The sequence below is a fragment of the Mesorhizobium sp. M1006 genome, from assembly GCF_040318825.1.
GTDB lineage: Bacteria > Pseudomonadota > Alphaproteobacteria > Rhizobiales > Rhizobiaceae > Mesorhizobium.
Genome location: NZ_JAMYMZ010000037.1, coordinates 1 through 21973 on the forward strand (window position 1 = coordinate 1; position 21973 = coordinate 21973).

22 protein-coding genes and 1 pseudogene are annotated in these 21973 nt (G+C 63.7%); 7 read left to right on the top strand and 16 right to left on the bottom strand.

Translation table 11 applies throughout. The features are described 5' to 3' along the window. Nucleotides 1-86: 86 nt before the first annotated feature. Together NKH60_RS26050 and NKH60_RS26055 are read left to right on the top strand one after the other, a co-directional pair. Nucleotides 87-362 (top strand): annotated as a pseudogene (locus NKH60_RS26050) (TOBE domain-containing protein); the annotation flags it as partial. Nucleotides 363-608: 246 nt separating this feature from the next. Next, on the top strand, nucleotides 609-890 hold the full coding sequence (locus NKH60_RS26055) for a hypothetical protein (RefSeq protein ID WP_352834299.1): 282 nt from the start codon (nucleotides 609-611) through the stop codon (nucleotides 888-890). A 12-nt stretch (nucleotides 891-902) separates the two neighbouring features. On the opposite strand, the gene NKH60_RS26060 is transcribed toward NKH60_RS26055, so the two are convergent. Continuing rightward, nucleotides 903-1883 (bottom strand): AraC family transcriptional regulator, encoded by a 981-nt coding sequence (locus NKH60_RS26060; RefSeq protein WP_352474069.1) that lies wholly within the window; start codon nucleotides 1881-1883, stop codon nucleotides 903-905. Between the two features lie 91 nt (nucleotides 1884-1974). Between NKH60_RS26060 and NKH60_RS26065 the strand changes: the two genes are divergently transcribed. Next, nucleotides 1975-3198 (top strand): MFS transporter, encoded by a 1224-nt coding sequence (locus NKH60_RS26065; RefSeq protein ID WP_352448398.1) that lies wholly within the window; start codon nucleotides 1975-1977, stop codon nucleotides 3196-3198. Here the strand turns inward: NKH60_RS26065 and NKH60_RS26070 are convergent. Continuing rightward, entirely contained in the window at nucleotides 3195-3542 is a 348-nt protein-coding gene (locus NKH60_RS26070; RefSeq protein ID WP_352834302.1) for a GFA family protein, read from the bottom strand. The genes NKH60_RS26065 and NKH60_RS26070 overlap by 4 nt on opposite strands. Before the next feature lie 120 nt (nucleotides 3543-3662). Here NKH60_RS26070 and NKH60_RS26075 point away from each other — a divergent pair, with 120 nt between their 5' ends. Further along, nucleotides 3663-4958: an amidase gene (locus tag NKH60_RS26075; protein WP_352474071.1), complete on the top strand. Its 1296-nt coding sequence runs from the start codon at nucleotides 3663-3665 to the stop codon at nucleotides 4956-4958. 14 nt (nucleotides 4959-4972) lie between these two features. Here NKH60_RS26075 and NKH60_RS26080 read toward each other — a convergent pair whose 3' ends face one another. The 5 genes from NKH60_RS26080 to NKH60_RS26100 are packed head-to-tail and all read right to left on the bottom strand — an operon-like array spanning nucleotide 4973 to nucleotide 9211. After that, the gene (locus NKH60_RS26080; protein WP_352474072.1) at nucleotides 4973-5356 is read right to left on the bottom strand and encodes a hypothetical protein; all 384 of its coding nucleotides are present in this window, start codon (nucleotides 5354-5356) and stop codon (nucleotides 4973-4975) included. A 42-nt stretch (nucleotides 5357-5398) separates the two neighbouring features. Continuing rightward, nucleotides 5399-6379: a hydroxyacid dehydrogenase gene (locus NKH60_RS26085; RefSeq protein WP_352474074.1), complete on the bottom strand. Its 981-nt coding sequence runs from the start codon at nucleotides 6377-6379 to the stop codon at nucleotides 5399-5401. Nucleotide 6380: 1 nt separating this feature from the next. Beyond that, nucleotides 6381-7097, bottom strand: a complete 717-nt coding sequence (locus tag NKH60_RS26090; RefSeq protein WP_292661187.1) for a FadR/GntR family transcriptional regulator — start codon at nucleotides 7095-7097, stop codon at nucleotides 6381-6383. 1 nt (nucleotide 7098) lies between these two features. Beyond that, nucleotides 7099-8268, bottom strand: coding sequence for a mandelate racemase/muconate lactonizing enzyme family protein (locus NKH60_RS26095; RefSeq protein ID WP_352474076.1), 1170 nt, complete (start codon nucleotides 8266-8268; stop codon nucleotides 7099-7101). 55 nt (nucleotides 8269-8323) lie between these two features. Continuing rightward, complete coding sequence (locus tag NKH60_RS26100) at nucleotides 8324-9211, bottom strand: sugar phosphate isomerase/epimerase family protein (RefSeq protein ID WP_352448392.1); 888 nt, start codon at nucleotides 9209-9211, stop codon at nucleotides 8324-8326. A 392-nt stretch (nucleotides 9212-9603) separates the two neighbouring features. On the opposite strand from NKH60_RS26100, the gene NKH60_RS26105 reads away from it, so the two are divergent. The 3 genes from NKH60_RS26105 (at nucleotide 9604) to NKH60_RS26115 (ending at nucleotide 13081) form a co-directional block, all read left to right on the top strand. Beyond that, nucleotides 9604-10659: a sugar phosphate isomerase/epimerase family protein gene (locus NKH60_RS26105; protein ID WP_352823336.1), complete on the top strand. Its 1056-nt coding sequence runs from the start codon at nucleotides 9604-9606 to the stop codon at nucleotides 10657-10659. 155 nt (nucleotides 10660-10814) lie between these two features. Next, nucleotides 10815-12002: a Gfo/Idh/MocA family protein gene (locus NKH60_RS26110; RefSeq protein ID WP_352814567.1), complete on the top strand. Its 1188-nt coding sequence runs from the start codon at nucleotides 10815-10817 to the stop codon at nucleotides 12000-12002. Nucleotides 12003-12229: 227 nt separating this feature from the next. Then, nucleotides 12230-13081 carry a sugar phosphate isomerase/epimerase family protein gene (locus NKH60_RS26115; RefSeq protein ID WP_352823333.1) on the top strand — a complete coding sequence of 284 codons (852 nt, stop codon included), beginning with the start codon at nucleotides 12230-12232 and terminating at the stop codon, nucleotides 13079-13081. A gap of 24 nt (nucleotides 13082-13105) precedes the next feature. Here NKH60_RS26115 and phnE (NKH60_RS26120) read toward each other — a convergent pair whose 3' ends face one another. The 9 genes from phnE (NKH60_RS26120) to NKH60_RS26160 all read right to left on the bottom strand — a co-directional run bounded on the left by phnE (NKH60_RS26120) (nucleotide 13106) and on the right by NKH60_RS26160 (nucleotide 21972). Then, on the bottom strand, nucleotides 13106-14473 hold the full coding sequence (gene phnE, locus NKH60_RS26120; RefSeq protein WP_352613131.1) for a phosphonate ABC transporter, permease protein PhnE: 1368 nt from the start codon (nucleotides 14471-14473) through the stop codon (nucleotides 13106-13108). Between the two features lie 67 nt (nucleotides 14474-14540). Next, a complete protein-coding gene (gene phnE, locus NKH60_RS26125; protein ID WP_023675195.1) occupies nucleotides 14541-15497 on the bottom strand; it encodes a phosphonate ABC transporter, permease protein PhnE in 957 nt (318 codons plus the stop codon). A 66-nt stretch (nucleotides 15498-15563) separates the two neighbouring features. Then, nucleotides 15564-16472: a phosphonate ABC transporter substrate-binding protein gene (gene phnD, locus NKH60_RS26130; protein ID WP_352834308.1), complete on the bottom strand. Its 909-nt coding sequence runs from the start codon at nucleotides 16470-16472 to the stop codon at nucleotides 15564-15566. A 90-nt stretch (nucleotides 16473-16562) separates the two neighbouring features. Next, a complete protein-coding gene (phnC, locus tag NKH60_RS26135; RefSeq protein WP_352613127.1) occupies nucleotides 16563-17411 on the bottom strand; it encodes a phosphonate ABC transporter ATP-binding protein in 849 nt (282 codons plus the stop codon). A gap of 235 nt (nucleotides 17412-17646) precedes the next feature. Next, nucleotides 17647-18264: a DapH/DapD/GlmU-related protein gene (locus NKH60_RS26140; protein ID WP_352823326.1), complete on the bottom strand. Its 618-nt coding sequence runs from the start codon at nucleotides 18262-18264 to the stop codon at nucleotides 17647-17649. Then, entirely contained in the window at nucleotides 18261-18968 is a 708-nt protein-coding gene (gene phnL / locus NKH60_RS26145) for a phosphonate C-P lyase system protein PhnL (RefSeq protein WP_352539450.1), read from the bottom strand. Before phnL ends, NKH60_RS26140 begins: the two co-directional genes overlap by 4 nt. A gap of 210 nt (nucleotides 18969-19178) precedes the next feature. Next, nucleotides 19179-19955, bottom strand: coding sequence for a phosphonate C-P lyase system protein PhnK (gene phnK / locus NKH60_RS26150; RefSeq protein WP_352818408.1), 777 nt, complete (start codon nucleotides 19953-19955; stop codon nucleotides 19179-19181). Next, complete coding sequence (locus NKH60_RS26155; RefSeq protein ID WP_352834312.1) at nucleotides 19952-20863, bottom strand: alpha-D-ribose 1-methylphosphonate 5-phosphate C-P-lyase PhnJ; 912 nt, start codon at nucleotides 20861-20863, stop codon at nucleotides 19952-19954. The genes phnK and NKH60_RS26155 overlap by 4 nt, the downstream gene beginning before the upstream one ends. Continuing rightward, entirely contained in the window at nucleotides 20860-21972 is a 1113-nt protein-coding gene (locus tag NKH60_RS26160) for a carbon-phosphorus lyase complex subunit (protein ID WP_352818401.1), read from the bottom strand. The genes NKH60_RS26155 and NKH60_RS26160 overlap by 4 nt, the downstream gene beginning before the upstream one ends. Nucleotide 21973: the final 1 nt, after the last annotated feature.

Sequence of the window (21973 nt, forward strand, 5' to 3'; positions counted from 1 at the left end):
CCCCCCCCCCCCCCCCCCCCCCCCCCCCCCCCCCCCCCCCCCCCCCCCCCCCCCCCCCCCCCCCCCCCCCCCCCCCCCAAAAGACGGGCGCGGCGACCGACGGTCGCCCGCTCGTCTTCGGAATTCGCCCTGAAGACGTCTATCTCGAGACCGGCGCGCCGGTCGAGGCGCGGGTCCACGATGTCGAGAACCATGGCGTCGAAAAGATCCTGACGCTGCGGGTCGGCGACACCATGCTGCGCGCCACCGTGCCGGCCAGGACCGACGTGCAGATAGAGCAGCCGGTGCGCTTTGCCTGGAACCCGGACAAGGTGGTGCTGTTCGACAAGGGCAGCGGAATAAGCCTGCGTCACGCCGGCTAAGTACAAGCCTCTTTGCTGCAGCTAGAACGGATGCGTTCAAATCGAGCCGTGCATACCGCTCTAAACCATGTGTTTTAGCCGCATTTGTGCGACGTCGAGTGATTCCCTTGGCTGCTAAATGCTCGAGTCTTCCCGTCATCCCCCATACGGGGGATGCGGATGCTCCGATTTGTCGAATAGGCTGATCCTTTGGTCCCAAACGGGCTTTGCAAGCCCAATTTGGAGGCCCAAAACGGAGGGTTGGCTATGGGAACTCTATTTCGCGGTTTTGCGACGATCCTACTCGTCGCCGGTATGGGATTGTCGGCGGCGCATCTGGGCGAGGCGCAGGCAGCCAAGAAAGTTGTCGCCGGCGCGAAGGTCGACGCCAAGAGGATCAAGGATCTCAACGGCACGGTCAATCTGTCCACCAGCGACTGCAAGCTGTTGTTGAGCGGCACCGTCGTGGAAGTCTCGGATGGCAGGTGCGGGGCTTCCGGCAAATATTGCAAGAGCAGCGCCGGCTCGGCCTGCATCACCGAGCAATAACCCGGCCAACGTTTAGCCGGCCTGGCGGATATCAGCCTGTTCCTCGGCCCGGAAATGGCTAGGCGGCGATCCGATGACCCGTTTGAAGGCGCGGCTGAAGGAGGCGTCGGATTCGTAGCCGAGACGAGCCGCGACGACGGAAATCTTGAGCCGGTCGCGGACCAGCCATTGCCTCGCCTGGTGCATCCGCACCTGCGTGACGTACTTTGCCGGTGTTTCGCCGACAATGGTTGCGAAGCGCTCGGCGAAACCTGATCGCGAGGCACCCATCATCTTCGCCAGAGCTTCCACCGTCCAGTCGCGGTTCGGTTCCAGATGGATCGCGGCCAGCACCCGGCCGATCTCGCGGTCCCTGACCGCCGCAATCCAACCGGAAGAGTCGCCGCAGCCGCGCTCGACCCATGAGCGGATGACGGTCGCGGCGAGCACATCGGCCAGCCGCGCCAGGATGCCGCCGGAGCCGACGCGCTCCATCGTCACCTCGCGGGCCATCGCTTCCAGCAAATGCGGGATACCTGGCTCATAGGCCTCCAACTCATGTGCGCGCATCACGTCCGGCATCATGCCGAGCAAGGGGTGCAAGCCATCGAGATTGAAATACATGCTGCCGAAAAACAGCAAGGTCCCCGGACGGCAGCCGGGCATGCCGTCATTCGACATGCAATAGACACCCTTGCAGATTTCCTCGACCTCATAGCCGTGGATCGGCGCCGCCTCGGTACCCGGCTCGCTCGCCAGCGTGTGGGCTGAGCCGCGCGGCAACAATACCGCGTCGCCAGCCTTCAGTTCCACCCATTCGCCGGACGGCTGCAGCAACCAGCAGCCTTTGCGGCCGATGAAATGAAACCGTGCCGCCGCCTGAGCCGGAAAATGGATGCCCCAGGGTTCCTTCATCTCGCAACGGCCGTAATCGACGCCTTCGAGGCGCAATCCGCGCAATATGTCTGTCAGCGGATCACCGGTGACGGGGATTTTGGACGAACGGTCAAGCATAATGGTGTTTCTAGCATGGAAACTCCAGACAGTCACTCCCTATGTTGCACTGCAGCCAGATGCTGCGCTGCAACCAGATCGGAGATCCCTCATGACCGAACCCGCGACAGGCGTCATGGACGCCGTTCTCGACCCATCGGAAACCGGCGAACGATCCGAGCCCGCATGGGGGGCAGTGGTCTCCCTGGCGCTCGGAGTCTTCGGCCTGGTGACCGCGGAATTTCTGCCTGCCAGCCTGCTGACGCCGCTTGCGCAGGATCTCGGCATCACCGAAGGCGCCGCCGGGCAGGCGGTAACGGCAACCGCCGTCATCGGCGCGATTGCGGCGCCGACCATGGCCATTGTCACCAAGCGGCTGGACCGCAGGTTGGTCATGTGGGCGCTGACGGTGCTGCTTGTGCTGTCAAACCTGGTGGCCGCGTTTGCGTCCTCGCTTCCCGTTCTTCTGATTGCCCGCATCATGCTCGGGATCAGTCTTGGCGGCTTCTGGTCGATGTCGGCAGCCATGGCGATGCGGCTCGTTCCGATGCGGCTGATGCCGCGCGCCATGTCGATCATTCTCACCGGCGTTTCGGTGGCAACGGTCTGCGCGGCTCCGGTCGGCGCCTATGTCGGCGACATCTGGGGCTGGCGGACGGCGTTCATGATCGCCGCCGTGGTCGGAGCGCTGGCGCTGCTGGTGCAGGTGGCTACCATTCCGAAGCTGCCGCCTGCAGGTACGGCAGGTTTTCGCACGCTGCTGGAGGTGATGAAGCGGCCGATGATCAGGGTGGCACTGCTGGTGGTACTACTGGTCGCCTCGGGACATTTTGCCGGCTTCACCTATGTCCGCCCGTTTCTCGAGAAGGTGCCCGCGCTGGACATCGAGACGATCTCGCTTGTGCTGCTCGCCTACGGCATTGGTGGCTTCTTCGGCAATTTTGCCGGCGGCTTCATTGCCGAACGCAGCCTCAAGGCAGCCGTCAGCCTGGCGCCCCTGCTGATCGCGTTTTCGGCGCTCCTGCTGCTGGTGGTCGGAGGTTCACCCGTCGTGGCTGCAATAGCAGTGGCCAGCTGGGGCTTTGCCTTCGGCGCCGTCCCAGTCGGGCTGCAGACCTGGCTGGTGCGGGCCGCCCCCGATCAGGCGGAAAGCGCCGGTGGGCTCATGGTTATGACGTTCCAGGTCGCCATTGCGTTGGGCGCCGTCTTCGGCGGCCTGCTTGTCGACAATACCGGCGTTGCCACCGCCTTCGCCTATTGCGCGGCGGCGACGTTGCTTGCGGCACTGGCGGCGTTCTTCCTTGGCCCCAAGCCGATCGACGACCCCAAGGCCTAAACGGAACGGCCGTCGAAGTCGAAGACCGGCACGGCGGCGACGTCCAACGCCTCGATGCAATTAATATTGATATAGGCACTTCGCCCGCTCCCTTCGCCGACATCCTCGGCGAAGGGGTGAATGCCGCAGCTGCGGCAGAAGCGGTGGGCGATGACATGGTTGCCGAAGCTGTAGCGGCCGAGATCATCGCCCCAGGCAAGCACCCGCATGCTCTCATGCGGAACTGCCGATAGCAGTGCACCCTTGCGCGAGCAGATCGAGCAATTGCACCGAACGGCTCCGGTCAGCTCGCCTTCGACCTCGAACGCGACCTTGCCGCAGTGGCAGCTGCCTTGGTAGAGCATCGCGCCTTCCTCCTTCGGTTCGACAGGTGCAAATCCGACCGCGCCGGGCTATGTCTCCTGCGGCCAGTTTCTGGCTGCTACCTTAAGACGTTGCAAGCGCGCGGAGTCCGACACCGAAAAATGCAATCAGCCCGCGATCACCTCGAAGCAATTCTTTCGTCTCTTGCCGCTCGCGTCGACGATGAGAGGGTTTTCGTAAAGCTCTACCCGGAAGCCGCCCGGGCGGCGGCGGACGCCACCGATGCGCGGCGAAAAGCCGGCGTCACGCTCGGGCCGCTCGATGGGGCGATCGTCTCGATCAAGGATCTGTTCGATGTCGCCGGCGAGCCGACCACGGCGGGCTCTCTGCTGCTCGCCAACGCAGCGCCGGCGCTGCGGGATGCCATTGTCGTGCAAAAGTTGCGCCAGGCCGGTGCAATCATCCTCGGCAAGACCAACATGACCGAGTTCGCCTTTACTGCGATCGGCGTCAATCCACATTATGGCACGCCCGGCAATGCTAGCGATGCCAGCCGTATTCCGGGCGGCTCCTCCTCAGGCGCCGGCGTTTCGGTGGGCGAAGGCACCAGCGAAATCTCCATCGGTTCCGATACCGGTGGTTCGGTGCGCATTCCGGCATCGCTGAATGGCGTCGTCGGTTTCAAGCCGACTGCGCGGCGCGTGCCGCTTGCGGGTGCGTTTCCGCTGTCAGCCACGCTGGACTCGATCGGTCCGCTGGCCCGCACCGTCGCCGAATGTGCGGCGGCCGATGCAGTGATGTCGGGCGAAAACCTGGCGGCACTGTTGCCGCTGCCGCTGGACGGCCTGCGCATCGGTATTGCGCGCGGCGTGCTGTTCGATGATACGCACGAAGAGGTCGCGACGACGTTCGACCGGTGTCTGCGCAAGATGGAGCTTAGCGGCGCACGGCTTGTGGAGCTGTCGATCGACGACCTGCTTGCCGATCTGCGCGTGGCAACCCAACGCGCGTCTATCGCGGCGATGGAAGGGGCGGAGATCCATGCCGACTGGCTGGCGGCGGGAGCGACGAGGCCGGTCGATCCGCGGGTAAGCGGGCCATTGTCGCGCGCCGCCGCCATTCCGGCCACGGTCTATATCAGGGCAATGCGCCGCCGCACGGCGCTGGCCGCCGCGATGGATGACCGGCTGGCGTCGGTCGACGTGCTGGCCCTGCCGACCACACCGGTGACGGCGCCGACGATCGTGTCGATGACCAGCGACGAGGCGCTGTGCAACAGGATGGAAGGCCTTCTGCTGCGCAACACGCAGGTCGCCAACCAGTTCGATCTATCAGCCATCTCGCTGCCGATGCCGGGAATGACGCGTCCGGCCGGGCTGATGCTGGTGGCGCGCAATGGCCATGACCACCACCTGCTGCGCATCGCAGCCGGCGTGGAGGGGCTGCTTGCAAATTGATCGCACAGCGCGTGTCAGCGCGACGAGCAGTGGCCGCGTTCGCTGTCCTTGGCGGCGCGTTCGATGCTGGTGGCGACCAGCCAAGGCAGGGTGTACCGCTTGCCGTTGAAGGTCCGGGTACGGTTCTCGATCGAGCCGACAACAACGACCTTGCCGGCATAGAGCTTGTCTGAAAGATCGAGCGCCTTGTCTTGTTGCGGCAGGCGATCGATGTCGATTGAAACGCCTTTGATGAGCTTCCCAGCAGCAAGGTCGAGTGCGCTGTTCGATGGACAGGGCGCCGCCAGGCAGCGTATGCCGTTGTCGCAGAACACGTAGCTACCCTGTTCGTTGGCGAAGGCTTGCGCCGTCGCCACGCAGAAGCCGGCGGTCAGCAGGAATTTTGTGACGCTTGCCATGCCGGCACCATCGCCGGCGAATTCGGGAAAATTGGGGCGCTTTCAGAAATCGGCAGGGAACCGCCGCCGGTAGTGCTCGACCACTTCGGGGTTGCGCAGATTGACCGGCAATCTGTTGGCCAGCACCAGCAAGGCTTCGCCAGCCGCGCCGACGCCCATGCGCATCATCGACTGCTCGGTAATCCCAGCCATGTGCGGGGTGACGATGACGTTGTCGAAGCCAAAATAAGGATGGTTGGGCGGTAGCGGTTGTGTAGCAAAAACATCGAGCGCAGCGCCGCCGATGCGCCCCTTCTGCAAGGCCTCGATCAGCGCGTCGTCATCGATCACCGGCCCGCGCGAAACATTGATCAGCAGCGCATCCGGCTTCATCCGCTCAATGCGCTCGCGGCTGATCAGCCCCCGTGTTTCGGGCGTCAGCGGGCAGCACAGAACGATGATGTCGCTCTGCTCGATGAGTGCATCGATCGACAGGAAGCCGACCCTGTCCGGCGCCGGCCGCATGCTGCGCGTCGTCGCCACCACATTCAGATCGAACCCATGGGCGGCGATGTGGCCAACCGCCTGACCGATCGCGCCGAGGCCGACAATGCCGATCATCTTGCCCGCGAGCTCGCTGGCTACCACCGTGTGTTCGCGGCCCGCCAGCCAGCCCTTCGCACGCAAGTCGCGGTCCAACACACGGAAGCGCCTAAGCAGCGCCAGCGCCGCGAACATCACATATTCGGCGACAGATCGCGCGTTCACCCCCGGCACATTCGCCACCAGCACGCCGGCCGCATTGGCCGCTTCCATCGGTACCATGTCCAGCCCGGCGCCGTGGCGGATCGCGGCCCTGAGCTTCTTCGCGCCTTCGAAAAGCGCCGCAGGCAAGGGAGCGCGAACGATGATGACATCGGCGTTCCTTGCCTCGGCGGCCAGCGTGGCCGCATCGAGGGCGGAAGCAACGACGAGTTCGCCGGCCCCGGTCAGCATGGAAGCGGCACGAGGGTGCAGTCTGTGTGTTGACAGGATCTTGGGCATTTCAGGCCTTTTCGAGCGCAGGGCTTTCCGGTTCCGCCCCACGCCCCTCGATCAGCCCCTTCCAGTAGCTTTCCGCGCCTTGCAGGTGGGCGCTCATCAGCGCCTGGGCGAGATTGCCGTCGCGGCGCAGCAGCGCCTCGTAGATCTGGATATGCTCGGCATGGGAGCGCACGCTGCGTTCGGGATCGTTGAAATAGATCGGCAGGCGCAGTTCACCCATCATGTAGTAGACGCTGCAGATATTGTGGAAGACGCTGTTCTTGGTCGCCCGCACGATCTCGAGGTGGAACTCGCGGTCTTCCCGGGCAAGCCCTTCACCGGCGGCGATGCGATCCTCGGAGGCCTTCAGGATCTCGCGCAGCCGCTCGAAATTCTCCTCGGTGGCGCGTGAACAGGCAAGTTCGGCGGCCTTGATCTCGTGGATCTTGCGCAACTCGACCGTCTCGTAGATCTGGACGGGATCGAGCGGCAGGCCGGCGCGGGCGAACAGCGCCATCGCCTCGACGCTCGCCTGCTTCGTATCGATGTAGATGCCGGATTTCGCCCGTCGCTCGACGATGCGCATGGCCTCGAGAATGGCCAGCGCCTCGCGGATCTGGCCGCGGCTGACGCTGAAATGCTCTGCCAGTTCGCGCTCCGACGGCGTGCGGCCCGTCTCCTTGTCCGAATGGGAGAACAGATAGGCGGCGAGTTCCGCGAGAAGGTTCTTTTCTTTCATGTCAGCCGTGTTGCGCGTGCGCCTCCAGGAACCGCTCCGAAATGGTGAATCCCAGCCCGGGTCTATCAGGGATCGCTACCATACCGTCCTTTGCTTCGACAGTCTCTTCGATCAGATCGTGGATCATCGGGTTGGCGCCGAGCGAATATTCGACGGTGAAGCTCGCCGGCGAAGCGGCGCAGACATGCAGCCCGGCAAAGAAGCAGGGCGCGCCGGCCCAAAGATGCGGCGCAAAGCGCAGATTGAAGGCGCTGGCGATGGTGCCGATCTTCATCGCCTCGCTGATGCCACCGCAAAAGGCCGGATCCGGCTGGAAGATATCGGCGGATTTGAGCACGGCGAGGTCGCGGAAGGCATAGCGCGTCGCCTCGCTTTCGCCGGTGGCGATCGGGATCGAACCGCAGGCGCGCACCTCGGCCATGCCGGGCTTGTCGTCGGCGATCACCGGCTCCTCGAACCAGGCGAGATCGAGGTCGCCGGCGAGATGGATAAAGCGCTTGGCTTCGGCCACCGTGTAGGTGCCGTGCGCGTCGACCATCAGGTCGATATCGGGACCGAGCGCCCGTCTGGCGGCACGGACGCGAGCGGCCGAGATATGTGGGGCGCCGTCCATGGCGCCGACGCGCATCTTCAGCGCCTTGAAACCGCCCTTGGCGATGTAGGACTGCAGCTGGTCGCCGATGGCTTCCGCAGTGGCCCAGCCGCCGGAAGCATAGGCCGGCATGCGGTCCAGCTTGCGGCCGCCGAGCAGCCGCCAGACCGGAACGCCGAGCGATTTGCCAAGAATGTCCCACAATGCGATGTCGACGGCGCTGATAGCCGCGATGCTCATGCCGCGTCGCGCCAATTGCGGCATGGCGTGGCCGGCGCGAGCGGCGCTGTCGTGGCGCGTGCCATTATAGAGCATCTCCCAGATGACGCCGATGTCAGCCGGGTCGCGGCCGACCAGCTGCGGGCCGACCTCGTAGTTCAGCAAATGGACAAGGGCGCCGTAGCTGCCGGCGCTGCCGGCGGCATTCTTGCCCTCGCCCCAGCCGACCAGCCCGTCGTCGGTCTCGATGCGCAGGATGGCGGCGTCGAACGTCGCCACCTGACCGAAGTCGCTGCGGTGCTGCTTCGCGGCTTCGATCGGTATGCGGACCCACCAGGCTTGGACCGTCTTGATGCGCATGTTCATCCTCGGCCCGGCCGCGGTGAGGCGGAAGGGCTCTTTCCAAACGGCTCGGCTACTTGATCAGCGGCAGCAGCGTTTCCGCGTTGATGCGCATCTGGTCGGTGTAGAATTTCTCCGTGAGCACGCTGGAGCCGTGGTCCTGAATGAATTTCAGCTGCTCCGGCGAGATGTCGACGGGGTTGCGTTCGACCATGTCGGGATAGGGGGCAGCCGGCGTGCGGTCGACGGGGGCGACGAATTCATTGGTCAGCGCGCCGTCATAGCCGATCTCCTTCAGCGTGCCGACGATCTTCGGCCAGTCGATCTGCCCGAGGCCGGCGGCGAAGCGGTTGTTGTCGGCGACATGGAAGTCGTACAGGCGCTTGCCTACCTGCCGGATGGCGTCGTAGACGTTAAATTCTTCCATGTGGATGTGGTAGGCGTCGAGGCAGACGCCGCATTCGGGGCTGACCGCATCGGCCAGCGCCAGTGCCTGGGCGCCGCGGTTGAACAGATAGGTCTCGAAGCGGTTGAGTGGCTCGACCGCGATCTTGACGCCGACCTTCTTGGCGTGGGTGAAGCATTCCCGGGTGGCGTCGACCACCCATTTCCACTCCTCTTCCTCGGTGCCGTCCGGCACCACCTTGCCGACGGTGGCCGGAACCAGCGTGATGATCTCGCCATCAAGTTCGCTGACCATGGTCAGCACGTCCTTGACATACTGCACCGAGCGCTCGCGTTGGCCCTGGTCCTTGGCGGCGAGATTTCGCTCGCCCAGCATCAGCGTCACCGCTCCCCAGCAGCGAATGCCGTACTCGTTCAACAGTGCGCGCGTCTCCTTGGGCTTGTACTGATCGGGTTCGCCGGAGATCTCGATCGACTCGTAGCCGAATTTCTTGATGCGCTTGAGCGTCGTTTCCAGCGGCTCCGCCCGCATCCAATTGTGCGTCGAAAGATGCATGGTCTATCCTTCCCAGAATCGCCTGTACCAGTTCGCCTGCGGCGCACTCTGCCGAAGCGTGCCGCATGATTCTTCCCCAAGGCGTCCCAGCATTTTTTGCAAACTGGTTCGACCAATTGGGCCTGATGGGAGGTCTACAGTAATTTCATCTGGACGGCAAGAAGTGCTGCCATCAAGCGTTGGCTCCTGTCTATGCTATTGATTATACTTAAACATGTGGCCTAACTCGGCATGGTTGCAGGACCGCGGCAGCGCGTCAAATGGCTTGACCGGATTTCGGCATTTGGTAATACCAGAATAGCGGCGCTGAGCGCGCTGTGCAAAGAGACCAAAGACGCTGGCCCTGTTTTCAATCGGCGCTATGCTTGGTCGTGAAACATAGGGAGATGCCGATGCCGACGACGATGAAGGGGCCTGGTCTGTTCCTGGCGCAGTTTGCGGGCGACGCCGCGCCGTTCAATTCGCTGGCCTCGATCACCAAATGGGCGGCTGGTCTGGGCTACAAGGGCGTGCAGATCCCGACATGGGACGCCCGATTGTTCGATCTCGAGAAGGCAGCCTCCTCCAAGGCCTATTGCGACGAGGTGAAGGGCATCTGCGCCGATGCCGGCGTCGAGATCACCGAACTGTCGACGCATCTGCAGGGGCAACTGGTGGCGGTGCATCCCGCCTATGACGCGCAGTTCGACGGCTTCGCGCCGGCTGCGGTGCACAACAATCCAAAAGCAAGGCAGCAATGGGCGGTCGAACAGATGAAGTTCGCCGCCAAGGCGTCGAAGAATCTCGGGCTCAAGGCGTCGGTGTCGTTTTGCGGCGCGTTGGCCTTCCCATACCTCTACCCCTGGCCGCAGCGGCCGGCGGGATTGATCGAGGAAGCGTTTGCCGAACTCGGCAAGCGCTGGAAGCCGATTCTCGACGTTTATGACGAGAACGGCGTCGATGTCGGCTACGAAATTCATCCGGGCGAGGACGTGTTCGACGGCGCGACATTCGAGATGTTCCTCGATGCGGTCGGCGGCCATAAGCGCTGCAACATCAACTACGACCCGTCGCACTTCCTGCTGCAGCAGCTCGATTATCTCGAATTCATCGACATCTACCACGAGCGGATCAAGGCGTTCCACGTCAAGGATGCCGAGTTCAATCCGACCGGGCGGCAAGGTGTCTATTCCGGTTACCAGAGCTGGACCAACCGTGCCGGGCGTTTCCGCTCGCTCGGCGACGGGCAGGTGGATTTCGGCGGCATCTTCTCCAAGCTCACTCAATACAATTACGATTCATGGGCGGTGCTGGAATGGGAATGCTGCCTCAAGCACCCGGAGGATGGTGCGGCCGAAGGCGCTCCCTTCATCCAGCACCACATCATCAGGGTGACGGAAAAAGCATTCGACGACTTCGCCGGCGGCACGACCGATAAAAAGATGCTGCGCGGCATGATGGGGATCTAGCACAGATATCCCTCCCCCTCGAAGGGAGGGTCGATCCACGCAGCGGATCGGGGTGGGGTCGCCGGGCGTAGAGCTCGGCATGAACCAACCCCACCCGGCCGTGCGGGCCACCTTCCCCTCAGCGGAGGGGTATTTCAGTGACGAGGGAGAAAATCATGGTTGGCGCATCGAAGACGGAAACGGGAGGCGGTCCGATCCGCTACGGCATGGTTGGCGGCGGACAAGGCGCCTTTATCGGCGCGGTGCACCGCATCGCGGCGCGCATTGATAACGAGTTCGTGCTGGTTGCCGGGGCCCTCTCGTCGAATCCGGAGCGCGCCAAGGCCTCGGCGGCCGAGCTTGGGCTCGATCCGGCACGCAGCTACGGCTCCTATGCCGAGATGGCCAAGGCGGAGGCCAAGCGGCCGGATGGCATCGAGGCGGTGGCCATCGTCACGCCGAACAATGTGCACGTGCCGGCAGCCAAGGCTTTTCTCGAGGCCGGCATCCATGTCATCTGCGACAAGCCGCTGGCGACGTCGCTGGCCGAGGCGAAGAGGTTGGCCGCGCTGGTCGAGAAGACCGGCAAGGTGTTCGTGCTGACGCATAACTACACCGCCTATCCGATGGTGCGGCAGGCACGCGAGATGGTGGCCAAGGGACAGCTCGGCGATATCCGTATCGTGCAGTCGGAATATCCGCAGGACTGGCTGACCGAAGACCTGGCCGCCACCGGCCAGAAGCAGGCTGCGTGGCGCTCTGACCCGAAGCAGGCGGGTGCCGGCGGTGCGCTGGGCGATATCGGCACGCATGCCTACAACCTTGCCCGTTTCGTCTCCGGGCTGGAGCTCGATTCGTTGTCGGCCGATCTCGATGCCTTCGTGCCGGGGAGGCTGCTCGACGACAACATCAATGTGCTGCTGCGCTTCAAGCCGGTCGGCGGGTCGCACCCGGCGAAGGGAATGATCTGGGCAAGCCAGGTGGCGCCCGGCCACGAGAACGGGTTGAAATTGCGCATCTACGGCTCGAAGGGCGGCCTCGAATGGGTGCAGGCCGACCCGAACTATCTCTGGTACACGCCGTTCGGCCAGCCGAAGCAGTTGATTACCCGTAATGGCGCCGGCGCGCTCCCCGTCGCCGGGCGCGTCAGCCGCGTTCCGCCAGGGCATCCGGAAGGCTATCTCGAAGGTTTCGCCAACATCTATCAGGAAGCCGCGCGGGCTATTCGTGCAGCGCGCCGGAAGGGCGGGAAGCCGGCCAAGGATGTCGTCTTCCCGACCGTGCAGGACGGCGTCGAGGGCATGGCCTTCATCGAGGCCTGCGTGAAGTCGTCGAAGAAGAACGGAGCGTGGACGAAGCTTTAATCGCTGCGCCCGGTTAATGGGAAGTCCCCGTCACCCGGATTGCCAGCCGAATTGCAAGGCAATTCGGGGCAATCCGACCTTTCCTCGTGGGGAGAGGAGATCGTTGGCGCTGGCGTTCACCTCTTTTCCCCGGCGGGGAGAAGGTGGCCACGAAGCGGCCGGATGAGGGGGCTTGTGGCGAAGTCGCCGGAGGAGCAAGCCCGGCCGTAAAAAGGGGAGGGGCGTCGATGAAAATCGGCATGTGCATGTTGTTGTGGACGACCAGTGTCTCAAAAAAACACGAGCCGTTGTTGAGGGACATCAAGGCGACCGGCTTCGACGGCGTCGAGATACCGGTCTTCTCCGGCACGCCGGACAACTACAGGAAACTCGGCGAGCTGCTCGACCGTATCGGGCTGCAACGCACCGCCGTCTCGGCGATGGGCGATCCGGCGATGAATTTGATCTCGCCGGATGCCTCGACGCGCAAGGCCGGTATCGACTACATGAAATCGACGATCGACTGCGCTCAGGCGCTTGGCGCGAACACGTTGAGCGGCCCGCTCCATTCGACACTCGGGGTCTTCTCCGGCAGCGGGCCGACGGCGGCCGAGAAAAAACGTTCGGTCGCTTCGCAGCGCGTCATCGGTGACCATGCCGGCAACAAGGGTGTCACCATCGGGCTGGAGGCGCTCAACCGCTTCGAATGCTATCTGCTCAACACGATGGACGATTTGTCGGCGCATATCGACGCGATCGACCGGCCGCACATCAAGGCGATGTACGACACGTTCCATGCCAACATCGAAGAGGCTGACCCGATCGGGGCCTATACGCGCAACCGCAAGAACATCGTCCATATCCACATTTCGGAGAACGATCGCGGCGTGCCGGGCCGCGGCCACGTCCCTTGGAAAGAGACGTTCTCTGCCATCCGCAAGAGCGGTTATGACGATTGGCTGACGATCGAGGCGTTCGGCCGCTCGCTGAAGGATCTGGCCGCGGCCACCAAGGTGTGGCGCGACTTTTCCGAAGGCCCGGAAGCCGTCTACCGCGACGGCTACAGGCATATCAGGAATGGATGGAGGAAGGCGCCCTAACCGCACGCCTGCGCAACGCCTCTGTCAGCCCTGGCCGGCCTGGATCCGGTTGTAGTCGTGGATCGTCCTGCTCAAGCGGCGGCGCAGGAAATTGGAAATGTTGTCGAAGATGAAAACGACGAGCAGGACCAAGAGCACCATGTAGAAGACATTGGCCCAGTTGGAATTGGTGCGCATCGCCTCCCAGAGCTTCAGGCCGATGCCACCGGCACCGACGGCGCCGATGATCGTCGCGCCCCTGGTGTTGGATTCCCACTGATAGAGTGTCTGGCTGATGAAGACCGGGATCACTTCCGGCAGCACGCCATAGCGCTGCACCAGCAAGCCGTTGGCGCCGGTCGACTGGATGCCCTCGCGTGGCTTGTCGTCGATGTTCTCGAGGCCCTCCGAATAGACTTTGCCGAGCGTGCCGATCTCGGTGAAGAAAATCGCGGCGCTGCCGGCAAGCGGGCCCGGGCCGAAGGCGCGGGTGAAGAACAGCGCCCAGATCAGCATGTCGACCGAACGCATGAAATCGAAGAACCGCTTTAGCACCTGGCTAAGCAGGCCGCTCGGGGTGATGTTGCGGGCGGCGAAGAAGGCGAGCGGGAAGGCAACGATGCCGCCGAGCAAGGTGCCGAGAAACGCCATGACGATGGTCTGGAACAGCTTCGTCCAGACGTCGCCATGCTGCCATTGGGCGTTGTTCCAGATATTGTCGGCGGCCAGCGCAATGTTTGATGTGCCCGGCTTGAGCTGGGGTCCGGACATCAGCAACGAGACCACCTCGCCGGGCGACTTGCCGAAGAAGGGCGAGCGTGTGTCGAAGACGAAATTCGCCCAGCCGAGGAAGCGTTTGCGGACCTTGACGCGATCGACGGTTATGCGGACCTCGCCGGCAAAGCCCATCCTGGCGACGATCTCATCGTCATGCGCGGTGATCCACTCCGGCACCGGGCCGGATATTACCGGTTTGCCGCTGGTCAACGACATCGGCACCGCCTGGCCATTGGCGACAAGCGTCGCTTCGGCCTTGTCGAAGGTGACCGATTTGGCCCGGCCGTCGATCAGGACGGTGTAGGAGCCGTTGGCGTTGGTGATGACCCAATCGGGATGCGGGTCTTCGCCGAGCGCCGAAAAACGCGGATATCTGGGTGTGATCTGAGGCTGGTCGAGACGGAATTCCGGCTGCAGATCGTAGCTGATCCATTGCGTCAGGAAGAGCGGCAGGCGCTCCCAGTGCGATTCCCTCAGCACTTGCGGCAGGCTGAAGAACCACAAGGCGTAGAGGAGATAGAGCAGGATGCCGGTGAACAGGACCAGCGGGCCGAAGCGTTTGTACAAGGGCCGCCGGAACACTTGGGGGAAGCGCTCCTCGATCGACCGCATCTCATCGGCGGTCATTGCGGCCATGGGCAGTCTTCTTGTTGATTTGCCATGATCTTTTCCAAAAACGGGAATCCACTTTTTGGGATCATGGTCAGGCACCCATCATGAATGCCTGCTCGCCGACGAGCTTGCGGCGTAGCCAGGCGGAAAACTGGTCGACGAGGAAGATCGTCGTGAACAGCAGCAGCACCAATGCCAGCGTCTTGGCGCCGAAGCCGCGCGAGATGGAGAGCTTCAGTTCCTCGCCGATGCCGCCACCGCCGACCGCGCCGATAATGGTCGAGATACGCACATTGATCTCGATCCTGAGCAGCGTGTAGGACATGAAATTGGGCAGCACTTGCGGCAGGCCGGCAAAGCGCACGCGCTCGAACCAGTTGGCGCCGACCGCGCGCAGGCCTTCTTCGGCGCGCATGTCGATGTTTTCGTTGATCTCGTAGAAGAGCTTGCCGAGAGCGCCGATGGAATGCAGGCCGATGGCGATGATGGCTGCGACCGGGCCGGTCGAGAGGATGGCTGCGAACAGGCCGGCAATGACGATCTCGGGGAAGGCGCGAAGCAGTTCCATGAAGCGCTTGACGACGAGCCTGAGCACCGGACTGGGCGTCAAGTTGCGCGCGGCGATGAAGGAAAAGGGCACCGCAAAGACAAAGCCGATGAAAGTGGAAACCAGCGCCACGTTAAGCGTGGTGAGCATCAGCTCGAAATATTCGGGTAGATAAAAACCGCCCCAGAGATAGACGCGGCCAAGCGGGAAGTTGAACTCTTGGCTGCCCTTGTCGTGCGGCGATGCGATGTCGAACAGCGCCCGCCAGACGTCGTTCCAGTCCTTGGGAACAAGCCAACTAAGGAAATCCAGTATGTGCGGCAGCCGATCGAAGAAATGTCCGGCATTGGCCTCGTCGGCGAACCACATGGCTGTGCACATGGCGACAAGCAGTGAGCCGATGCCGAGCGCCGTGTAGAACCGGCGCAAGGACGTCTGGCGTCGCCAGGCGTCTGCTGCCTGCCGGACCGCGTCTGAACGAATTGTAGCGGCGAAGGTCATACGGGGTCACGAGCGGACACGCAAAAAGGGCGGCGCTGAAGGACGCCGCCCTTTCCGCAATTGTCGTCAGCCGCCGATCGCGGCTTTGCGGGCTTCGACGATGACGCTGTAGAAGTCCGGCTTCACCGGAACGTAGCCGGTGAAATCGCCGCCTTCGATGGCCTCGAAGCAAGGCTTGTCCTTGGCCGGCAGGCTGGTGAAGAAGTTGGCGAGCTTGGCGCTCATGTCGCCGCCGAGTGCGGTGCGCACGACCAGCGGGCCGTTCGGGATCAAGCCGGAGCGCCAGACTTCAACGAAATCGTTGGGGTCCACGGCGCCCTTGGCGACTTCCTTGTGGAAGGTGCCGGAGGTGTAGCCGTTCTTGAAGTCGCCGATGCCCGAGGAGTCGTCAACCGCAACATCGACCTTGCCGTCGCGAACCGCGAGAAGGTTGTTCTCGTGGCCGCCATTGAACTGGGTCGAGGCGAAGAAGGTTTCGTTCGAAGCGCCGGTGTCCTTCGGGATCTGGGTCAGCGGGATCAGGTAGCCGGAGGTCGAATCCGGGTCGGCATAGCCGAGCTTCTTGCCCTTGGCCGACTTGATGTCGGTGATGCCGGACGACTTCAGCGCAAGGCCGATCGAATAATAGCCGGTCGCGCTGTCGGTCTGCTGGGTGGTGAGGATCGGGGTCACGGCGTTCGGATCCTTGAGGTAGACGCTGGCATAGCCCGACGCGCCAAGCTCTGCGAAATCGAGCGTGCCGCCGAGCAGGCCCTGGATAACGCCGTCATAGTCGGCGGCCGGGAACAGCGAGACCTTCTCGAAGCCGAATTCGGACTTCAGGTGATCGGCGAGGCACTGAAAGTTGCGCAGCCGGTCCGCTTCGTTTTCACCGCCAAGGATGCCGATGCGGAATTCCTTGATATCCTGGGCGTGAGCGGCGCTTGCCGCGATGGCGAGCAATGAAACGGCGCCAAAAACCATCTTCCTGAACATTATCTCTCTCCTGTTGGTCCCGGCCTCGCGCCGGTAGCGTTAGAATTTTTTGACAGGTGCCTTTGACGCGGGCGGGCGATCAGGCCGTTCTCAATATCCCGGGAATGCGGGCTCGAGCGGTCCGGCGGATGCAGCGATTTTCTGTTTGATGGCGACACTGGTGGAGGTGATGGCCTCGGAGATTTCGCCGCCATTGCTGTCGGTGCCGTAGACCATGCGCACGGCCTCGCGGTTGAGGGCTTCGGGCGAGCCGTCGAAGACGACCTTGCCGGCGGCCATGCCGATGATGCGGTTGCAGTAGGTGCGGGCCGTATCCAGCGTATGCAGATTTGTGATGACGGTGATGCCCTCGCGCAAATTGATGTCCTGCAGCGAATCCATCACCACCTTGGCGTTGAGCGGATCGAGCGAGGCAATCGGCTCATCCGCCAGCAACACCTTCGGCTGCTGCATCATGGCGCGCGCAATCGCAACGCGCTGCTGCTGGCCGCCGGAAAGCGTGCCGGCCGGCTGCAGGGCGGTGCGGGCGATGTCGAGGCGCTCGAGGGCTGCAACCGCCTCGGCGCATTCACCGCGGGAGAACATGCCAAATAGGTTGGACAGCGTCGAGCGGTGGTTGAGCCGGCCGAGCAGCACATTGGTCAGCACATCGAGGCGCGGCACGAGATTGAACTGCTGGAAGATCATGGCGCAGTCGCGCTGCCATCGCCGGAGCGGCGAGCCGCGCAACCCGGAGACCTCGACGCCGTTGAACAGGATGGATCCCTGGCTGGGATCGATGAGGCGGTTGATCATGCGCAGAAGCGTTGATTTGCCGGCGCCTGAACGGCCGATGATGCCGACCATCTGGCCCTGCGGAATCGCGATGTGAACATTGCTGACGGCGGTGTTCTTGCCGAACCGGCGGGTGACGCCGCGGATTTCGAGCGTAGCTGACATGGTGCAGGCTCCAGTCCAATCGCAATTGAAGGTCTGTTAACCCTGGCTAGCGCAGCCGCATGAACCTGCGGTGTCGGAACGATGTCAGTTTTGTTACTGCCCACAGCCTGGAGCGGGGCGGGATCAACTCGGCGCGAGAAGCTCGAATGGTGAATGGTGATAAGAACGGCTTCCCTGAGTCTCGAAACCTGTCCGCTGCCCCCATTCACATTCACCGTTCACCATTCACGATCCCTTAGCCGCCATATTTCTCCAGAAACGCCTCCGCCGACAGCTCCCGAAAATCGTCGAGCGCGGCGCGCAGCCTTGCATGATCCCAGTCCCACCAGGCGAGCGCCTGGTAGCGTTCCGCGGTGCGGCGGTCGAAGCGTTCGCGGATCGGCTTGGCCGGTACGCCGGCGACGATGGTGTAGGGCGCGACGTCCTTCGACACCACCGCACCGGCACCGACCGCCGCGCCATCGCCGACGATGACGCCGGGCAGGATGGTCGAGCCGTGGCCGAGCCAGGTGTCGTGGCCGATGGTGACGCGTTTGGCGCGGCGCTTGGCGAAGAATTCGCTCTCGTGCTCGGCGTCGTCCCAATAATCCGAGGCGCGATAGGTGAAATGGTGCAGCGTCGGCCGCCAGGTCGGATGGTTGGTAGCGTTGATGCGCACGCTTGCGGCGATGTTGGCGAATTTGCCGATCGTTGCGCACCAGACGCCGCAGTCCTGCATCATGTAGGAATAGTCGCCGAGCGTGCTTTCGGAAACCCGGCAGCGCTCGGTGATCTCGGTCCAGCGGCCAAGCGTCGAGTTCTCGACTTGCGCCGTCTCGTGGATCACCGGCGCCTCCGACAGTTTCCTTGTCATGCGGCAATTTTTCCGGCGGCGAAGGCGGTCACGTCGATGATACGGTCGGCCACCGCCTCACGCACGTCGTGGTCGTGGAAGATGCCGAGCAAAGCGACGCCCGCCGCCTTCTTGGCGGCGATCAGGGAAATCACCACGTCGCGGTTCCTGGCGTCGAGCGAAGCGGTCGGCTCGTCGAGCAGCAGGATCGGGTGCTCGGTGATGAAGCCGCGCGCGATGTTGACGCGCTGCTGTTCACCGCCGGAGAACGTCGCCGGCGGCAGCGCCCAGAGCTTTTCCGGCAGGTTGAGCTGCGCCAGCAAGGCACGTGCCTTGCCGTGCGCGACCTCGCGCTCCTCGCCGCGCTCGACCAGCGGTTCGGCCACGACATCGAGCGCAGAGACACGCGGCACGGTGCGCAGGAACTGGCTGACATAGCCGATGGTAAGCCGGCGCACGGCAAGCACGGTGCGCGGGCTGGCCGAGGCGAGATCGATGAGCCCGCCCTCGTGCTGGACGATGATCTGGCCTTCATCGGCGGCATAATTTCCGTAGAGCATTTTCAGGATCGAGCTCTTGCCGGCGCCGGACGGGCCGCCGAGCACGGCGCATTCGCCGGCCCTGATCGCGAACGAGACACCGGCGACCACCGGCAGTTTGATGCCGTCGCGCAGATGCATGGTGAAGCTCTTCGCGACATCGGAGACAACGAGCGGGGTTGCCATCAGAGCGTTCTCCAATCGTCATTCGTCTGCGGGCCAACACCCCCCTCTGGCCTGCCGGCCATCTCCCCCTCAGGGGGGAGATTGGCTGTCGCATTCGGTTTCGCCATTCTCCTGTGTCGCAGAACGGGCGGGACATAAAAGCTGCTGATCTCCCCCCTTGAGGGGGAGATGGCCGGCAGGCCAGAGGGGGGTACGCCGGAGCAATCATCGTCACACCTGCAGAATCGAGGAGACAAGCAACTGGGTATAAGGCGCGCGCGGATCGTCGAGGACGCGGTCGGTGAGGCCGCTTTCGACGACGCGGCCGTCCTTCATCACCATCATGCGCTGCGACAGCAGACGTGCCACTGCAAGGTCGTGGGTGACGACGATGGCCGCCAGGCCGAGATCGGTGACCAGGCCGCGCAACAGATCGAGCAGGCGCGCCTGCACCGAGACGTCGAGGCCGCCGGTTGGCTCGTCCATGAACACCAGCCGCGGCCCGGTGACGAGGTTGCGGGCGATCTGCAGGCGCTGGCGCATGCCTCCGGAAAAGGCGCGCGGCTCGTCGTCGATGCGGTCTTCGTCGATCTCGACACGCGACAACCAGTCGACCGCGGTGGCGCGGATTTTTCCATAGTGGCGGTCGCCGACCGCCATCAGCCGCTCGCCGACATTGGCGCCGGCCGACACCGTCATGCGCAGCCCGTCGGCCGGGTTCTGATGGACAAAACCCCAATCGGTGCGCATCAGGAAGCGGCGCTCGGCCTCGCTCATGCGGTAAAGTTCGCGAAACTGGCCGCCGCGCATCCGGTAGCTGGCGGTGCCGGAGCTGGGCAGCAGTCGAGTTGACAGGCAGTTGAGCAAAGTCGTCTTGCCGGAACCGGATTCGCCGACCACCGCCAGCACTTCGCCCGACCAGAGGTCGAATGTGACGTTCTCGCAGCCGACGCGCGAGCCGTAGAATTTGGACAGCGCCGAAACGCGCAGCAGCGGTTCGTCTGTCATTGCGCCGGCTCCGTTTTTCCTGGGGCAAGATGGGTCTCGGGCGCGAGATGGCCGCAGTGGCCTTCCGCGCGCCGCCTCTCGCAATGATCGGTATCGGAGCAGACGAACATGTGGCCGCCATGGTCGTCGAGGATGACCTCGTCGAGATAGACGTTCTCGGCCGCGCACAGCGCGCAGGGCTGGTCGAAGGTCTGCACCTCGAACGGATGGTCCTCGAAATCGAGGCTGACCACATCGGTGAAGGGCGGCAGCGCGTAGATGCGCTTTTCGCGGCCGGCGCCGAACAATTGCAAAGCCGGCGAACGGTGCATCTTCGGATTGTCGAATTTCGGCGTCGGCGAGGGATCCATCACATAGCGGCCCTCAACCTTGACCGGGTAGGCGTAGGTGGTGGCGATGCGGCCATGCCTGGCGATGTCTTCGTAGAGTTTTACATGCATCAGACCGTATTCCTCCAGCGCATGCATCTTGCGCGTCTCCGTCTCGCGTGGTTCGAGGAAGCGCAGCGGTTCGGGGATGGGCACCTGATAGACCAGCACCTGGCCGGCACTCAGCGGATATTCGGGAATGCGGTGGCGCGTCTGGATGATGGTCGCCTTGGCCGTCTCGGTGGTGACGGCGACATTGGCGACCTTCTTGAAGAAGGCGCGGATCGAAACCGCATTGGTGGTGTCGTCGGCGCCCTGGTCGATGACCTTGAGCACATCGTCCGGGCCAATGATCGAAGCGGTGACCTGCACGCCGCCGGTGCCCCAGCCATAGGGCATCGGCATTTCGCGCGAGGCAAACGGCACCTGGTAGCCGGGGATGGCAATGCCCTTGAGGATGGCGCGGCGGATCATCCGCTTGGTCTGCTCGTCAAGATAGGCGAAGTTGTAGGTGGCGATGTCCGCTGGTTGTGCACTCATTCCGCTGCCTCCCTCTTTTCTTCGGCCTTGCCGGCATTTTCGCGGGCATCATGCTCGGCGCGCATGCGGCGCACGAGGTCGAGCTCGGCCTGGAAGTCGACATAATGCGGCAGCTTCAGATGCTCGACGAAGCCGGTCGCCTGGACATTGTCGGAATGCGAGATGACGAACTCCTCGTCCTGCGCTGCGGCGATGACATCCTCACCCAACTCCGAGGCGCGCAGCGCGCGGTCGCATAGCGCCATGGCCATGGCCTTGCGCTCGCTCTGGCCGAAGACGAGGCCATAGCCGCGGGTGAATTGCGGCGGCGCCTTGGCCGAGCCCTTGAACTGGTTGACCATCTGGCATTCGGTGACGCGGATGCTGCCGAGCGGCACGGCAAAGGGCAGTTCCGGCACGTCCAGTTCCAGTTCGACCTCGCCGATGCGAACCTCGCCGACGAAGGGATGGTTGCGCGCGTAGCCGCGCTGGGTGGAATAGCCGAGCGCCAGCAGAAACCCCTCGTCGCCGCGCGACAGCGCCTGCAGGCGGATGTCGCGCGCCATCGGGAATTCGAGCGGCTCGCGGGTGATGTCGCCGAGGGTATGATCCCCAGGCATGTCGCCGTCGGGCTCGATCAGGCCTTCGCGGGCGAGGATGGCCGAGACGCGCGGCATGGCTTCCGCCTCGCCTGCGCGCTGCTCCGGTTCGGCGACATCGCCGCCGGCGGCGAGCTCGGGATCGAGCAGGCGGTGGGTGTAGTCGAAAGTCGGGCCGAGCAGCTGGCCGCCGGGCAGGTCCTTGTAGGTCGCCGACACCCGTCGCTCGACCAGCATCGTGCCGGTGTCGATCGCCCTTGTGTAGCCGAAACGCGGCAGCGTCGTGCGATAGGCGCGAACCAGGAAGATCGCCTCGATCATGTCGCCGCGCGCCTGGACGATGGCGAGTGCCGCCAATTCCCGGTCGTAGAGCGAACCTTCGCTCATCACCCGGTCGACGCCGAGCGCCAGCTGCTCGACGATCTGGTCGAGGCGAAGTGCGGGCACCGAGCGGTCGCCGCGCCGGCGGTCGGCGAGCAGTTTGTGGGCGTTGCGAATGGCCGCTTCGCCACCCTTTACCGCGACATACATC

Coding starts and splice junctions, on each gene's coding strand:
- NKH60_RS26055 (WP_352834299.1), top strand. CDS start 609: ATGGGAACTCTATTTCGCGGTTTTGCGACGATCCTACTCGTCGCCGGT.
- NKH60_RS26060 (WP_352474069.1), bottom strand. CDS start 1,883: ATGCTTGACCGTTCGTCCAAAATCCCCGTCACCGGTGATCCGCTGACA.
- NKH60_RS26065 (WP_352448398.1), top strand. CDS start 1,975: ATGACCGAACCCGCGACAGGCGTCATGGACGCCGTTCTCGACCCATCG.
- NKH60_RS26070 (WP_352834302.1), bottom strand. CDS start 3,542: ATGCTCTACCAAGGCAGCTGCCACTGCGGCAAGGTCGCGTTCGAGGTC.
- NKH60_RS26075 (WP_352474071.1), top strand. CDS start 3,663: ATGCAATCAGCCCGCGATCACCTCGAAGCAATTCTTTCGTCTCTTGCC.
- NKH60_RS26080 (WP_352474072.1), bottom strand. CDS start 5,356: ATGGCAAGCGTCACAAAATTCCTGCTGACCGCCGGCTTCTGCGTGGCG.
- NKH60_RS26085 (WP_352474074.1), bottom strand. CDS start 6,379: ATGCCCAAGATCCTGTCAACACACAGACTGCACCCTCGTGCCGCTTCC.
- NKH60_RS26090 (WP_292661187.1), bottom strand. CDS start 7,097: ATGAAAGAAAAGAACCTTCTCGCGGAACTCGCCGCCTATCTGTTCTCC.
- NKH60_RS26095 (WP_352474076.1), bottom strand. CDS start 8,268: ATGCGCATCAAGACGGTCCAAGCCTGGTGGGTCCGCATACCGATCGAA.
- NKH60_RS26100 (WP_352448392.1), bottom strand. CDS start 9,211: ATGCATCTTTCGACGCACAATTGGATGCGGGCGGAGCCGCTGGAAACG.
- NKH60_RS26105 (WP_352823336.1), top strand. CDS start 9,604: ATGCCGACGACGATGAAGGGGCCTGGTCTGTTCCTGGCGCAGTTTGCG.
- NKH60_RS26110 (WP_352814567.1), top strand. CDS start 10,815: ATGGTTGGCGCATCGAAGACGGAAACGGGAGGCGGTCCGATCCGCTAC.
- NKH60_RS26115 (WP_352823333.1), top strand. CDS start 12,230: ATGAAAATCGGCATGTGCATGTTGTTGTGGACGACCAGTGTCTCAAAA.
- phnE (WP_352613131.1), bottom strand. CDS start 14,473: ATGGCCGCAATGACCGCCGATGAGATGCGGTCGATCGAGGAGCGCTTC.
- phnE (WP_023675195.1), bottom strand. CDS start 15,497: ATGACCTTCGCCGCTACAATTCGTTCAGACGCGGTCCGGCAGGCAGCA.
- phnD (WP_352834308.1), bottom strand. CDS start 16,472: ATGTTCAGGAAGATGGTTTTTGGCGCCGTTTCATTGCTCGCCATCGCG.
- phnC (WP_352613127.1), bottom strand. CDS start 17,411: ATGTCAGCTACGCTCGAAATCCGCGGCGTCACCCGCCGGTTCGGCAAG.
- NKH60_RS26140 (WP_352823326.1), bottom strand. CDS start 18,264: ATGACAAGGAAACTGTCGGAGGCGCCGGTGATCCACGAGACGGCGCAA.
- phnL (WP_352539450.1), bottom strand. CDS start 18,968: ATGGCAACCCCGCTCGTTGTCTCCGATGTCGCGAAGAGCTTCACCATG.
- phnK (WP_352818408.1), bottom strand. CDS start 19,955: ATGACAGACGAACCGCTGCTGCGCGTTTCGGCGCTGTCCAAATTCTAC.
- NKH60_RS26155 (WP_352834312.1), bottom strand. CDS start 20,863: ATGAGTGCACAACCAGCGGACATCGCCACCTACAACTTCGCCTATCTT.
- NKH60_RS26160 (WP_352818401.1), bottom strand. CDS start 21,972: ATGTATGTCGCGGTAAAGGGTGGCGAAGCGGCCATTCGCAACGCCCAC.